The 12,559-nt window shown below is 59.2% G+C and carries 12 protein-coding genes; 2 read left to right on the forward strand and 10 right to left on the reverse strand.

Features of this window, described 5'->3' with window-relative positions:
• Positions 1-94 precede the first annotated feature (94 nt).
• The 6 genes from sucD to ABVT35_RS24600 all read right to left on the reverse strand — a co-directional run bounded on the left by sucD (position 95) and on the right by ABVT35_RS24600 (position 5,663).
• Positions 95-1,006, reverse strand: a complete 912-nt coding sequence (sucD, locus tag ABVT35_RS24575) for a succinate--CoA ligase subunit alpha (protein WP_368470162.1) — start codon at positions 1,004-1,006, stop codon at positions 95-97.
• A 3-nt stretch (positions 1,007-1,009) separates the two neighbouring features.
• Positions 1,010-2,206 carry an ADP-forming succinate--CoA ligase subunit beta gene (gene sucC / locus ABVT35_RS24580; RefSeq protein WP_368470163.1) on the reverse strand — a complete coding sequence of 399 codons (1,197 nt, stop codon included), beginning with the start codon at positions 2,204-2,206 and terminating at the stop codon, positions 1,010-1,012.
• 15 nt (positions 2,207-2,221) lie between these two features.
• Entirely contained in the window at positions 2,222-3,184 is a 963-nt protein-coding gene (gene mdh / locus ABVT35_RS24585) for a malate dehydrogenase (RefSeq protein ID WP_368470164.1), read from the reverse strand.
• 196 nt (positions 3,185-3,380) lie between these two features.
• A complete protein-coding gene (gene zapE / locus ABVT35_RS24590; protein WP_368470166.1) occupies positions 3,381-4,547 on the reverse strand; it encodes a cell division protein ZapE in 1,167 nt (388 codons plus the stop codon).
• A 19-nt stretch (positions 4,548-4,566) separates the two neighbouring features.
• On the reverse strand, positions 4,567-5,073 hold the full coding sequence (locus tag ABVT35_RS24595; protein ID WP_368470168.1) for a protease inhibitor Inh/omp19 family protein: 507 nt from the start codon (positions 5,071-5,073) through the stop codon (positions 4,567-4,569).
• 146 nt (positions 5,074-5,219) lie between these two features.
• Positions 5,220-5,663 carry a VOC family protein gene (locus tag ABVT35_RS24600; RefSeq protein WP_368470170.1) on the reverse strand — a complete coding sequence of 148 codons (444 nt, stop codon included), beginning with the start codon at positions 5,661-5,663 and terminating at the stop codon, positions 5,220-5,222.
• Positions 5,664-5,797: 134 nt separating this feature from the next.
• On the opposite strand from ABVT35_RS24600, the gene ABVT35_RS24605 reads away from it, so the two are divergent.
• Positions 5,798-6,943 (forward strand): YHYH protein, encoded by a 1,146-nt coding sequence (locus ABVT35_RS24605; protein ID WP_368470172.1) that lies wholly within the window; start codon positions 5,798-5,800, stop codon positions 6,941-6,943.
• Between the two features lie 87 nt (positions 6,944-7,030).
• Here ABVT35_RS24605 and msrA read toward each other — a convergent pair whose 3' ends face one another.
• Positions 7,031-7,606: a peptide-methionine (S)-S-oxide reductase MsrA gene (msrA, locus tag ABVT35_RS24610; protein WP_368470448.1), complete on the reverse strand. Its 576-nt coding sequence runs from the start codon at positions 7,604-7,606 to the stop codon at positions 7,031-7,033.
• 318 nt (positions 7,607-7,924) lie between these two features.
• On the opposite strand from msrA, the gene ABVT35_RS24615 reads away from it, so the two are divergent.
• Positions 7,925-9,532, forward strand: coding sequence for an APC family permease (locus ABVT35_RS24615; protein ID WP_368470174.1), 1,608 nt, complete (start codon positions 7,925-7,927; stop codon positions 9,530-9,532).
• Between the two features lie 18 nt (positions 9,533-9,550).
• Here ABVT35_RS24615 and ABVT35_RS24620 read toward each other — a convergent pair whose 3' ends face one another.
• The 3 genes from ABVT35_RS24620 to sdhD are packed head-to-tail and all read right to left on the reverse strand — an operon-like array spanning position 9,551 to position 12,556.
• Positions 9,551-10,330, reverse strand: coding sequence for a succinate dehydrogenase iron-sulfur subunit (locus ABVT35_RS24620; protein ID WP_368470176.1), 780 nt, complete (start codon positions 10,328-10,330; stop codon positions 9,551-9,553).
• 14 nt (positions 10,331-10,344) lie between these two features.
• Entirely contained in the window at positions 10,345-12,168 is a 1,824-nt protein-coding gene (gene sdhA / locus ABVT35_RS24625; RefSeq protein WP_368470178.1) for a succinate dehydrogenase flavoprotein subunit, read from the reverse strand.
• Between the two features lie 7 nt (positions 12,169-12,175).
• Positions 12,176-12,556: a succinate dehydrogenase, hydrophobic membrane anchor protein gene (gene sdhD / locus ABVT35_RS24630; RefSeq protein ID WP_368470180.1), complete on the reverse strand. Its 381-nt coding sequence runs from the start codon at positions 12,554-12,556 to the stop codon at positions 12,176-12,178.
• Positions 12,557-12,559 lie beyond the last annotated feature (3 nt).

Genomic DNA, 12,559 nt, shown 5'->3' on the forward strand with positions numbered 1-12,559 from the left:
TGCCAATGCGCCGTTTTCAGCGCTTTTTTGCCGGTGACACAATTGTGTGTCTTCCGGTTTACCGGGGCGACGCAGACGCCGCCCCGAAACTCAATCAGCCCTTCAGAAGTTCGACGAGCGTCTTGCCGAGCTGAGCCGGCGAAGGAGACACCCGGATACCGGCTGCTTCCATCGCTGCAATCTTGTCTTCCGCGCCGCCCTTGCCGCCGGAGATGACAGCGCCGGCGTGGCCCATGGTGCGTCCGGGCGGTGCCGTGCGACCGGCAATGAAGCCGACCGTAGGTTTGGAACGGCCCTTCTTCGCTTCGTCAGCGAGGAACTGGGCGGCATCTTCTTCCGCCGATCCGCCGATCTCCCCGATCATGATGATCGACTGGGTCGCATCGTCGGCCAGATACATTTCCAGAACGTCGATGAATTCGGTTCCTTTGACCGGGTCACCGCCGATGCCGACTGCGGTCGTCTGGCCGAGCCCCTCATTTGTGGTCTGGAAAACCGCTTCATAGGTAAGCGTGCCGGAACGCGATACGACGCCGACCGAGCCTTTCTTGAAGATATTGCCGGGCATGATGCCGATCTTGCATTCTTCAGGCGTCAGAACGCCCGGACAGTTCGGTCCGATAAGGCGCGAAGAGGATTTCTCGAGTCGCGCCTTGACCTTGACCATATCGGCGACCGGAATGCCCTCCGTGATGCACACGATCAGCGGGATTTGCGCATCGATGGCTTCGATGATGGCTGCCGCGGCTCCTGCAGGCGGCACATAGACGACCGAGGCATCGGCTCCTGTGCGCTCCTTGCCCTCGGCAACGGACGAGAAGATCGGCAGATCGACAGTGCCGTCGCCGACATTGCCCGACCAGACTTCACCGCCCTTTTTCGGGTGGATGCCGCCGACCATCTTGGTTCCGTAATAGGCGAGTGCCTGTTCGGTGTGAAACGTACCGGTTTTTCCGGTCAGTCCCTGCACCAGTACTTTTGTGTCCTTATTGACGATGATGGACATTGATCAGGCTCCCTTCACCGCTGCGACGATTTTCTGAGCGGCGTCATCCAGATCGTCCGCGGCGATGACATTGAGGCCACTTTCATTGATGATCTTCTTGCCCTTTTCGACATTGGTGCCCTCCAGGCGCACTACCAGTGGCACCTGCAGGCCGACTTCCTTCACCGCAGCGACCACGCCTTCGGCAATTGTGTCGCAACGCATGATTCCGCCGAAAATATTGACGAGAATGCCCTCAACCGCCGGGTCCGCGGTGATGATCTTGAAGGCCGCCGTTACCTTCTCCTTCGAAGCGCCGCCGCCGACGTCGAGGAAGTTGGCAGGCTCCGCGCCGTAGAGCTTGATGATATCCATCGTTGCCATGGCAAGGCCGGCGCCATTGACCATGCAGCCGATATTGCCGTCGAGCGCCACATAGGCGAGATCGAACTTGGAAGCCTCGATTTCCTTTTCGTCTTCCTCCGTCGTGTCGCGCAGTGCGACGATATCGTCGTGGCGAAACAGCGCGTTGCCGTCAAAGGAGACCTTGGCATCGAGCACCCGCAGCCGCCCGTTCGTCATGACAATCAGCGGGTTGATTTCCAGAAGGCTCATGTCTTTTTCGACGAAGGCCTTGTAGAGAATGGGAAACAGCGTCAGCCCGTCATTGCGTGCCTCGCCGGAAAGTTCCAGCGCGTCGCACAGCTGCGCCGCGTCACTGGCCGTCACTCCGCTGTCAGGACTGATCGGTAGCGTGAGGATCTTTTCCGGCGTCTCTTCCGCCACGGCTTCGATGTCCATGCCGCCTTCGGTTGATACGACAAAGGCCGGGCGCCCGACCGTGCGGTCGACAAGGATCGAAAGGTAAAGTTCCCGGTCGATGTCTGCACCATCCTCGATATAGAGGCGGTTAACCTGCTTGCCGTCCGGTCCGGTCTGTTTTGTCACCAGCGTATTGCCGAGCATTTCGGACGCATTGGTGATGACTTCATCGACCGACTGCGCCAGCCTCACGCCACCCTTTGCATCGGGCGAAAGTTCCTTGAACTTGCCCTTGCCGCGGCCGCCTGCATGGATCTGGCTCTTGACCACATAGAGCGGGCCGGGAAGCTTGCCGGCAGCCTCAGCGGCCTCGCCGGCGTTGAAGATCGGCACGCCCTCGGCGACCGGTGCACCAAAGCTCTTGAGAAGAGCTTTGGCCTGGTATTCATGAATGTTCATGGATGAATGTTCCTGTTACTTCAGGTTGGGCGCGATGGCGATGCAAGCCTCGCACAGTCCGGCAACCGCTCCGACAGACTTGTCGAAGGCTTCCTTTTCGGACTTGTTGAGATCGATCTCGATGACCCGCTCTACGCCGCCTTCACCAATGACCGTCGGCACGCCGACATACATGTCCTTGACGCCGTACTGGCCGGAAAGATACGCGGCGCAGGGCAGCACGCGTTTCTTGTCTTTCAGATAGGCCTCGGCCATGGAAATAGCCGATGCGGCCGGCGCGTAATAGGCCGATCCGGATTTTAACAGGCCAACGATCTCGGCGCCGCCGTCGCGGGTGCGCTGGATAATCTCCTCAAGCCGGCCCTTCGAGACCCATCCCATTTTTACAAGGTCGGGCAGGGGAATGCCGGCAACGGTCGAGTAGCGCGCCAGCGGCACCATGGAATCGCCATGGCCGCCCAGCACGAAGGCCGTGACGTCTTCAACCGAAACATCGAATTCATCGGCCAGAAAATGACGGAAGCGCGAGCTGTCGAGCACACCGGCCATGCCGACGACCTTGTTCTTCGGGAGACCGGAGAATTTCTGCAGCGCCCAGACCATGGCGTCGAGAGGGTTGGTGATGCAGATGACGAATGCGTCAGGAGCGTATTTCTTGATACCGGCGCCGACCTGTTCCATCACCTTCAGATTGATGCCCAGAAGGTCATCGCGGCTCATGCCCGGCTTGCGCGGAACGCCTGCCGTCACGATGCATACATTGGCGCCTTCGATGGCTGCATAATCATTGGCACCGGTCATTTCGGCGTCAAAGCCGTCTACCGGTCCGGACTGGGCGATATCGAGGGCCTTCCCCTGGGGAATGCCTTCTGCAATATCGAACAATACAACGTCGCCCAGTTCCTTTAACGCTGCCAAGTGAGCAAGCGTGCCGCCAATCATACCTGAGCCAATCAAAGCGATTTTATTTCGCGCCATATAATGACACCTCCGAGATCCATTTGTCCCCGCGGCAAACTGCGTCAGCATGCCGCAAACCGGGGAGTTGATTAGACTCCTTCATCGATTTTGGCAACTCAAACTTTCGATATCAGAAAATTCAAACGGTTAGATGCTGGAACTCTTACGTAAACGTAAAAATATCAGAGCTTTATCCGACTTAAGTTGAACGGGATCATGCACTTTCCGCGGCCAGATTGACCGCCCGGCTTGCCGCCAGATAGTCGGCGCTCTGCATTTCGAACAGCCTGGATGCAGTGCGCGCAAACTCAAACCCCTCCGCACCACGCTTGCTGACATAGAGTTCTTCGGGAACGGCGGCAGCTGACATGAACAGCCGTGTGCCCGCGTCATAGAGCATGTCGATCAGATTGATGAAACGTTTCGCCTCATTGCGCCTGTCCTCGTCCATCACCGGAACATTTTCAACGAACACCGTGTGGTAGCGATGTGCAATGATGTGGTAGTCGCTCGCTGCCAGGGGCCGCGCGCAAAGCTCGTCGAATGAAAAACGCGCAATGCCGCCGGCTTCCAGGGGCACTTCGATCTGCCTGCCCTTGACGCCGATCTTGTGCGGATGGGCGATCTGGCCGATCGTCAGATCCTGCCATGCATGGGCCATGGCCATCCGCGTCTCGTCATTGAGCGGCGTCAGATACACCGGCAGCTGCTGAAGCTTCTCCAGCCGGTAGTCGGTCCGCGCATCCAGATTGAAAACTTCGACACGCGATTTCAGGAGATCGATAAAGGGCAGGAAGAGCTGACGATTAAGACCGTTGTGATAGAGATCGTCCGGCTCGACATTGGACGTAGCGACCAGCAGGCAGCCGCGCGCAAAAAGTTGTTCGAACAGCCGCGACAGGATCATCGCGTCGGTTATATCTGTCACCGAGAATTCGTCGAAACACAGCACCCAGGCCTCGCCGATCAACTGGCTGGCGACCGGCGGAATCGGGTCATCCTGCTTGGTTTCGCCGCGCTTCAGCGCCTGGCGATGCGCATAGATTCGCTCATGCACATCGGCCATGAAGTCGTGAAAATGGACCCGCCGCTTACGCTGCGCCGTTATCTGCTCGTAAAAGAGGTCCATCAGCATTGTCTTGCCGCGGCCTACGGCGCCATGGATATAGAGGCCGCGGACCGCGGGCTGTGACTTCTGCTTGCGGGCGAACAACCATCCCAGATGGCTGGACTTGGTGGTCAGGCGGCGCTCGCGGATATCCGCCAGGATACGGTCCAGCATTTCTGCCAGACGCAGCTGCGCCTCGTCGCTTTCGATCTCACCGCTGTCGACCAGCGCTCCATAGCGTTCGACAACTGTGATCCGGTCGGCAATGTCCATAAGCGCGGCTGCGGGTCTGTTACCGGTTGAGGCTGATTGGCTGGCCGACCGCCGTGGTCCCGTCAAACCGCTTGTCGCCGGACTTGTAGAGCGTAGCGAACTGGTTTCCCGAAGAATCGTTCAGCACCACCTGCTTGCCCTGCACGTCCCAGGCCGAAATCAGTGCCGCCTGATCCGTACAGCCGCGTGACGCGGCCCGGTATCCGCCGGTCCACTTGGTCAGGGCCAGGAACACATCGCAGCTGTTGCCGCCGGTCGAAATCGTCCAGCGACCGACCATGGAATCGCGTGTGACCTCCGGCGCATTGGCTGCAACCTGTTGCAGCTCCTGCTCGCTCGGACCCTGCGTCGTCGGCGCATCCGGAAAATCCTGTCCTGCCGGGGACAATTGCCCGCTTTGGACATCTCCGATCGGTGCCGGAGACAGCGGTGCGGGCTGGCCGAACCTCGGATTAAAGCCGGTTCGCGAGCACCCGGCCATGGCGACCACAGCACTCAACGTAATCAGCGCAATACATTTCCGCATCAAACTTCCCCACATGCATTTACCCGGGAATCACCGGTGTCCCTCATGTCAACACCTATATCCGGTTTGGGGGGATTCAATACATAAAGATGGCAAAATTTGTATTAAATTTGCACAATATTGCGAAAACACCGGGTTGTCGGCGGCTAAACCACCCGTGACGGAACCCAGATATAGCCCTCCGGGCCGACAATATGACACTCACGCAGACCGTGAGGCTTGTCCAGGCAACCGGAAAGTACGGTGCAATCATCGCTCAGCTCGCCGGCACGCGCTTCAATCCTGTCCGGATCAACACCGTAGACCCTGATCTCAACCCCCTGACCCCTCAATTCCGCGCCCTCGACAACACCAAGCATCGGATGATCGGCATAGGTGTGGTCGCAATGCAGCATGAATACCGAACCGGCAAGTTCTACCGCGGCAAAGTCCTCATCGAAATAGAGGATCATTGCCCCAAGCACGTCGCGGCAAAACCGAATCTGCGCCTCGATATCCCGCACCAGGAGGTTTATTCCGACACCGCGTGGCAGACTGCGGCCAAATTCGCTGGCATCCATCCATGGCTGTTTTGTTCGCCTCATGATCATCTGCGCATCCTCGTGTCTCGACCACGTGATTCAATTTAACCGCCTTGCACATTAAGAATTGTTAACTTGCCAGCTTGTCGTATCGGTCAAATACTTCGCGCGAACATCACAGCGGGGCGCAACCAGGGGACATCATGACGGAAATACTTGAATCTAATCGCCCGAAGCACAGGTTTTTCTTGCGGTCCGCAACCGCGGCCGCGATGATTGCAGGCGGTGCCGGCGCCGCAGCCGGCCACGACATCCCGCTTGGCGACGGAAAAATCTCCAACCAGCCCAAATCTGGTTTTGTTTACTCCTGCCAGCAGCGTTTCGACCCGAACGCTCCTGGCGCCCATGCCTCCGGCAGTTGGCTGGGTAAAACAACATGGGATCCGGAAAAAAAGCCCTATGTTCAGGGATCTGTTGACTGGCCAGCCGAAATCAGCATCACCCGCGAGGGCGATAAACGGATCGTCAAGGCAAACAATCTGCCGACCCACCCAACCGGTATATTCCCCATCCAGCGAAGCGATCCGGCCTACAAATACGACCGCAATCACGGACGTATCACCGCTCAGAACATCCTTTTGGAAATGCCTGCCGTTCCGAAGATCGCCGCAAACCCCAGCTGTGTATCCATGGGCATGATCGGGTTTTCGGTAACCAATGCCGCGATGTACAACGCGCTTGACGCCAGGGGCGAGGATGCACCGGCTCATGAAATGCAGGATAAGTGCGGCGGCCACCCGCAACAGTCGGGCCAGTATCACTACCACAACATGACACCATGCGTTGACGATACACGCTCTCAGCCGGGCGGACATTCCGATCAGGTCGGATTTGCACTGGACGGATTCGGCGTATTCGGAAAATTCGGCGAGAAAGGAAAAAAGCTCAAAAATGCCGATCTCGATGCCTGCCACGGGCATTCCCACACGATTGAATGGGACGGCGAGAAACGGAAGCTTTACCACTATCACATGACCGACGAATATCCCTATTCGATCGGCTGCTACATGGGAACGCCGGTGAAGCTGCCACGTTCGATGAGTGGTGTGCCGCAGGGGCCGCGCGAAGGCGGCGGCCAGCGCCCGCGTCGTGGACAGGGCGGCCAGGGCGGACCCGGTGGCGGTCCCCAGCAGGTCATATCAACGGCTGCAGCCCAACTCGGCGTTTCGCCGGAACAGCTGCGACAGGCTGTCGGCGCCCCACCGCCGGATTTTCAGCGCGCATCCCGCATGCTCGGAATACCGGCAGATACGATCAGACAGGCAATGGATCAGGCGAGAAGCAGATAACAAGAGCGCTCTAGGCGCGGACGCCGGCACCAATCCCACTGAGGCGCGGGAAGATCGGTGCTGGTGTATTGCCGGCTCGGCTTGCTGTTATTTGACGATGCCGCGATGAGCGTCCTCACCCCAGAGGCTCTCGACCCGCGCGTCGCGGCGGCAACCAAGCCGGTAGAAATTGTAGCGAACGGGGTTTTTCAGATAGTAATCCTGATGATAGTCCTCAGCCGGATAAAACTTGCTCGCCGGCACAATGAGTGTGGCGATCTTCTGCCCCAGGATCTTCATCGCCTCCGCGCTGGACAGCTCAGCCTGTGATTTCTGCTGATCGTCAAGCGTGAAGATCGCTGTCGTGTAGCTTTCGCCGCGGTCGCAGAACTGCCCGTCGGCGTCGGTCGGATCGACGCTGCGGAAGAAGACGTCAAGCAGGGTCTCGTAGCTGACCTTTTTGGGATCGTAGGTGATTTTCACCGCCTCCCGGTGCCCCGTGGTTTCAGACACAACGTCCCTGTAGGTGGGATTGTCGAGATGACCGCCGGTATATCCGGAAACCGTTTCGACAACGCCGGGAACATGGTCGAAATCCGATTCAACACACCAGAAACATCCGCCTGCAAAGATCGCCGTCTCGGTTTCTGCAGGCTTTTCGCTCTGCGCATTGACCGGTGACATCGGCGCATATCCCGCCACGGCCGCCACCGCGGCGCTGGCTGCAATTGCCGCAACGATCAAGACCTTACGCATGTTCTACTACTCCGCTTTATCCACCGGTTTGCCTTTACGCCGGCCATAGGCGCAGATGAATTGTGCCCGCACAAGTCAAACCGTCTCACGAGGTCGTGACCAATTCATTACCGCCGGCCCGCAAGGCCGCACGGTGGCCGGCAACGGCGCCAGTTGATTAGCCGTAAAACAATATCGGTGTTCAACCGCAGCAAATGAATGCATAGTTCCGGGTAAACCAATTGCTGCATGGAGTCCGGGATCGAAATGCAAGAAAGCAAGCTGAAGCGGGAGATAGGCCCGATCGGGCTTACCGCACTTGCCGTAAGCGGCATCATCGGCTCCGGCTGGCTGTTTGCACCCCTGCTGGCTGCCAAGCTTGCCGGTCCGGCCGCAATCATCGCCTGGTTCATCGGCTCGTTCTCCATGCTGCTTCTGGCCCTGACATTCGCCGAAATCTCAGCGATGTTTCCGCTTCCGGGCGGCATTGCCAGCATTCCGCAGGTCACCCACGGAAATGTTGTCTCAATCGCCATGGGCTGGACCGCATGGCTGGGTTACCTCCTGACTGCGCCGGTGGAGGTGGAGGCAACCCTGCGCTACCTCGGCCAGTACGCGCCCTGGCTGTTCGACGCCTCGGCATTTGAAAATCTGTCTTTTGCAGGCTCCATGGCAGCACTCGGCCTGATGGTTCTGTTTGTCATACTCAACGCGCTTGGCGTCAAACTGTTTACAACCATCAACACATCGATCACCTGGATCAAGCTCATCGTTCCAATCATCATAACGGTGATGTTTGTGGCCTCGTCATTCGAACCGGCAAACTTCACCGGCACCGGTGGCTTTTCGCCCTACGGGGTCGGCGGAATCCTGGCAGCTGTCTCCTCCGGCGGCGTGATCCTTTCGATGATCGGCTTCCGCCATGCCATCGACATGGCGGGCGAAGTGCGCAATCCGGGCCGTATCGTGCCGCTTGCGATGATCGCAGCCATGCTGATCTGCCTGCTGCTTTATCTCGGCCTGCAGGTCGCATTCATAGGCGCATTGCAGCCGGCCGATCTTACGAACGGATGGTCGGGGCTGCATTTCACCCACCCCGGTGGCCCGCTCGCCTCGGTCGCTACCGCCCTCGGCCTCCTGTGGCTGGTCAGCCTGATGAACACCACCGCCGTCATATCGCCCTTCGGCAGCGCGCTGGTGGCAGTGGGCGCAAATGCACGCCTGGTGCTTGCCATGACCGGAACGAAATTCATGCCGGCGCTGTTCGCCAGGCTGTCGCGGTTCGGCGTGCCTTTCAATGCGCTGCTACTCAATCTCGTCATCGGCTGGCTCGCCGTTGCCTTTCTCGATTTTTCAGAAATCGTCGCCGCGCACAGTTCCCTGGTCGTCCTGTCCTTCATCGTCGGGCCGATTGCGGTCGTGGCGCTGCGCTCCCTCGCCGCTGACTACACACGCCCCTTCCGGCTGCCGTTTGTCCGTGCGATCGGCTATGCGACGTTCATTCTGGCGACGCTGATCGTCTACTGGAGCGGATGGCAGACAATCCAGATCCTCGGGCTGGCGATGGCGGTCGGCGCATTGATATTCGCGGTTCGTCTGCGTTCGATGGACAGGGATGAACTCGATCTCCAACAGGCGGCCTGGCTGCTGCCCTATTGTATTGGCGTCGGCCTCATTTCGTGGCTGGGCAGTTTCGGTGGTATCGGCTTGATCGGCGAAGGCTATGACATTGCCGTCTGTGCGGTATTTTGCGCGTTCATTTACCGGCTGGCCCTGCGTTCGGCACTGTCACAGGTGCAGTTCGACCAGCAGGCTGACGATATCCTGGCGCGCATCGGCTACGACAAGGCCGTGCTGCGGGATCTGGAAGTCTAAAAGAACAAAGGCGCCGGTTTACACCCGGCGCTCAACCATCATTTTCTTGATTTCGGCAATCGCCTTGGCCGGATTGAGGCCCTTCGGACAAGTCTGCGCGCAGTTCATGATCGTGTGGCAGCGATAGAGCCGGAACGGATCTTCGAGTTCGTCCAGCCGCTCGCCCGTCGCCTCGTCACGGCTGTCGATCAGCCAGCGATAGGCTTGCAGCAGCACCGCGGGACCGAGATAGCGGTCGCCGTTCCACCAGTAGCTCGGGCAGGAGGTCGAGCAGCAAGCGCACAAAATGCATTCGTACAGGCCATCCAGCTTGACACGGTCCTCATGCGACTGCAGCCATTCCGTTTCGGGTTCCGGCGACGTGGTTTGCAGCCACGGTTCGATGGAGCGGTGCTGGGCGTAAAAATTATTCAGATCCGGCACCAGGTCCTTGACCACGGGCAGGTGGGGAAGCGGGTAGATCTTCACCGTTCCGTTGATGTCGTCCATGCCCTTGGTGCAGGCAAGCGTGTTGGTCCCGTCGATATTCATCGCGCAGGAACCACAAATACCCTCGCGGCAGGAGCGGCGCAGCGTCAGGGTGGAATCGACCTTGTTCTTGATCCACAACAACCCGTCGAGAACCATCGGACCGCAATCGTCGAGATCAACATAGTAGGTATCGATCGACGGGTTCTTGCCGTCATCCGGCGACCAGCGGTAGATCCTGAATTCCCGCAGGTTCTTTGCGCCATCGGGTTTCGGCCAGGTCTTGCCCTCGGTCATCTGCGAGTTTTTTGGAAGCGCGAGTTCTACCATTTGCTCGATTCCTCCTAGTAGACACGCTTCTTGGGCGCGATCTTGGCAAGCTCAATGCCGCCTTCTTCTTCCGTTGTCAGCGTCTCGGTGTGAACCGGCCGATAGTCGAGTGTTACCTTGCCGTTGCCACTGATCCAGCCCAGCGTATGAATGCGCCATTTCTTGTCGTCGCGATCGGGGAAATCCTCGCGCGCATGGGCACCGCGGCTTTCCTTGCGCGCCTCGCCGCCATAGACGGTCAGCATTGCGCAATCGGCAAGATTGTCGAGTTCCAGCGTCTCAACGAGATCGGAATTCCAGATCATCGAGCGGTCCGTGGTGCGCACATCGGCGAGCTCCTTGTAAATCCCGTCCATGCTGCGGCAGCCCTGCTCCAGCGTTTCCTGGGTGCGGAACACGGCGGCATCCTTCTGCATGGCGTGCTGCATCTTGTCGCGCAGGTCTGCGGTCGGAATGGATCCGTTGGCATGGCGCCTGCGATCGAAGCGATCCATGATCCTGTCGAGGCAGGCCTGCGGCACATGCGGCACCTCGCCGTGCCGGTCGACGACTTCGCCGGCCTTGATGGCAGCGGCGCGGCCGAAGACGACCAGATCAATCAGCGAGTTCGATCCGAGGCGGTTGGCGCCGTGCACCGAGGCGCAGCCGGCCTCGCCGACAGCCATCAGGCCGGGCTGGATGCGGTCGGGGTCGCCCTTAGTGGGATTGAGCACTTCACCGTGATAGTTCGTCGGAACGCCGCCCATATTGTAGTGGACCGTCGGCAGGACCGGGATCGGGTCGCGGGTCACATCGACGCCGGCAAAGATTTTTGCCGATTCCGAAATTCCGGGAAGACGTTCGGCCAGAACCGCAGGATCGAGGTGATCGAGATGCAGGAAGATGTGGTCCTTCTTCTTGCCAACGCCGCGTCCCTCGCGGATTTCCATGGTCATGCAGCGCGATACGACATCGCGTGACGCAAGGTCCTTGGCCGACGGCGCATAACGCTCCATGAAGCGTTCGCCCTCGGAATTGACCAGATAGCCGCCCTCGCCGCGCGCGCCTTCGGTGATGAGCGTTCCGGCACCGTAGATGCCGGTCGGGTGGAACTGCACGAACTCCATATCCTGAAGCGGCAGCCCGGCGCGGGCGATCATGCCGTGGCCGTCACCGGTGCAGGTATGCGCGGAAGTGGCCGAGAAATAGGCACGGCCATAGCCGCCTGTTGCCAGTACAACCATCTTGGCGCGGAAGATGTGGATCATTCCGTCGTCAAGGTTCCAGGCCACGACGCCGGTACACACGCCGTCATCGCTCATCAGAAGGTCAATGGCAAAATATTCGATGAAGAATTGCGCGTTGTGGCGCAGCGACTGACCGTAAAGCGTATGCAGGATTGCATGTCCGGTGCGGTCGGCTGCCGCACACGTACGCTGCACGGGCGGGCCGTCACCGAATTCTGTCATGTGGCCGCCAAACGGCCGCTGGTAGATCTTGCCCTCTTCTGTTCGCGAAAACGGCACGCCATAGTGCTCGAGTTCGTAGACAGCCTGCGGCGCCTCGCGAGCCAGATATTCCATGGCGTCCGTGTCGCCGAGCCAGTCGGATCCCTTGATGGTGTCGTACATGTGCCACTGCCAGTGGTCGGGCCCCATGTTCTGCAGGCTCGCGGCAATGCCGCCCTGGGCCGCGACCGTGTGCGAGCGGGTCGGAAAGACCTTGGTAATGCAGGCTGTGCGCAGTCCCTGCTCGGCCATGCCGAGCGTTGCGCGCAGGCCGGCGCCGCCCGCTCCGACGACAACCACATCGAATGTATGTTCGGTGGTCTGGTAAGCCGGTTCCGTGTTGTTCGCCATCGAGAGATCAGCCTCCAAATCCGAGTTTCAAAATCGCAAACAGCGACAGGGCGCCGACAACGACCGTAAAAAAGCTGTTGAGCATCAAAAGCGCAATCTTCCTGCCTTCGCCGTGCACATAATCCTCGATGATGACCTGCATGCCGAGGCGCATGTGGATGAGCCCGGACAGAACCACCAGGCCCATCAGAACGGCGACGATCGGATTGCTCAGCGCGCCGGACACGGTCTCGTAGGATTCACCCTGATAGACCATGATGAAGATGACAAAAAAGATGGTAAGCGGAATGTTTGCGACGGAGGTCAGTCGCTGGCGCCAGAAATGATCCGTTCCCTCCTTTGCCGAGCCCAGCCCGCGGACCTTGGAGAGCGGAGTGCGCATATCCATGAC

This window comes from Hoeflea sp. TYP-13 (assembly GCF_040932035.1).
In the GTDB taxonomy this organism is placed as follows: Bacteria; Pseudomonadota; Alphaproteobacteria; order Rhizobiales; family Rhizobiaceae; genus Hoeflea_A.

Coding starts and splice junctions, on each gene's coding strand:
- msrA (WP_368470448.1), bottom strand. CDS start 7,606: ATGTCACCGGTCAATGCGCAGAGCGAAAAGCCTGCAGAAACCGAGACG.
- ABVT35_RS24600 (WP_368470170.1), bottom strand. CDS start 5,663: ATGATCATGAGGCGAACAAAACAGCCATGGATGGATGCCAGCGAATTT.
- ABVT35_RS24605 (WP_368470172.1), top strand. CDS start 5,798: ATGACGGAAATACTTGAATCTAATCGCCCGAAGCACAGGTTTTTCTTG.
- sdhD (WP_368470180.1), bottom strand. CDS start 12,556: ATGGATATGCGCACTCCGCTCTCCAAGGTCCGCGGGCTGGGCTCGGCA.
- mdh (WP_368470164.1), bottom strand. CDS start 3,184: ATGGCGCGAAATAAAATCGCTTTGATTGGCTCAGGTATGATTGGCGGC.
- sdhA (WP_368470178.1), bottom strand. CDS start 12,168: ATGGCGAACAACACGGAACCGGCTTACCAGACCACCGAACATACATTC.
- sucD (WP_368470162.1), bottom strand. CDS start 1,006: ATGTCCATCATCGTCAATAAGGACACAAAAGTACTGGTGCAGGGACTG.
- ABVT35_RS24620 (WP_368470176.1), bottom strand. CDS start 10,330: ATGGTAGAACTCGCGCTTCCAAAAAACTCGCAGATGACCGAGGGCAAG.
- sucC (WP_368470163.1), bottom strand. CDS start 2,206: ATGAACATTCATGAATACCAGGCCAAAGCTCTTCTCAAGAGCTTTGGT.
- ABVT35_RS24595 (WP_368470168.1), bottom strand. CDS start 5,073: ATGCGGAAATGTATTGCGCTGATTACGTTGAGTGCTGTGGTCGCCATG.
- zapE (WP_368470166.1), bottom strand. CDS start 4,547: ATGGACATTGCCGACCGGATCACAGTTGTCGAACGCTATGGAGCGCTG.
- ABVT35_RS24615 (WP_368470174.1), top strand. CDS start 7,925: ATGCAAGAAAGCAAGCTGAAGCGGGAGATAGGCCCGATCGGGCTTACC.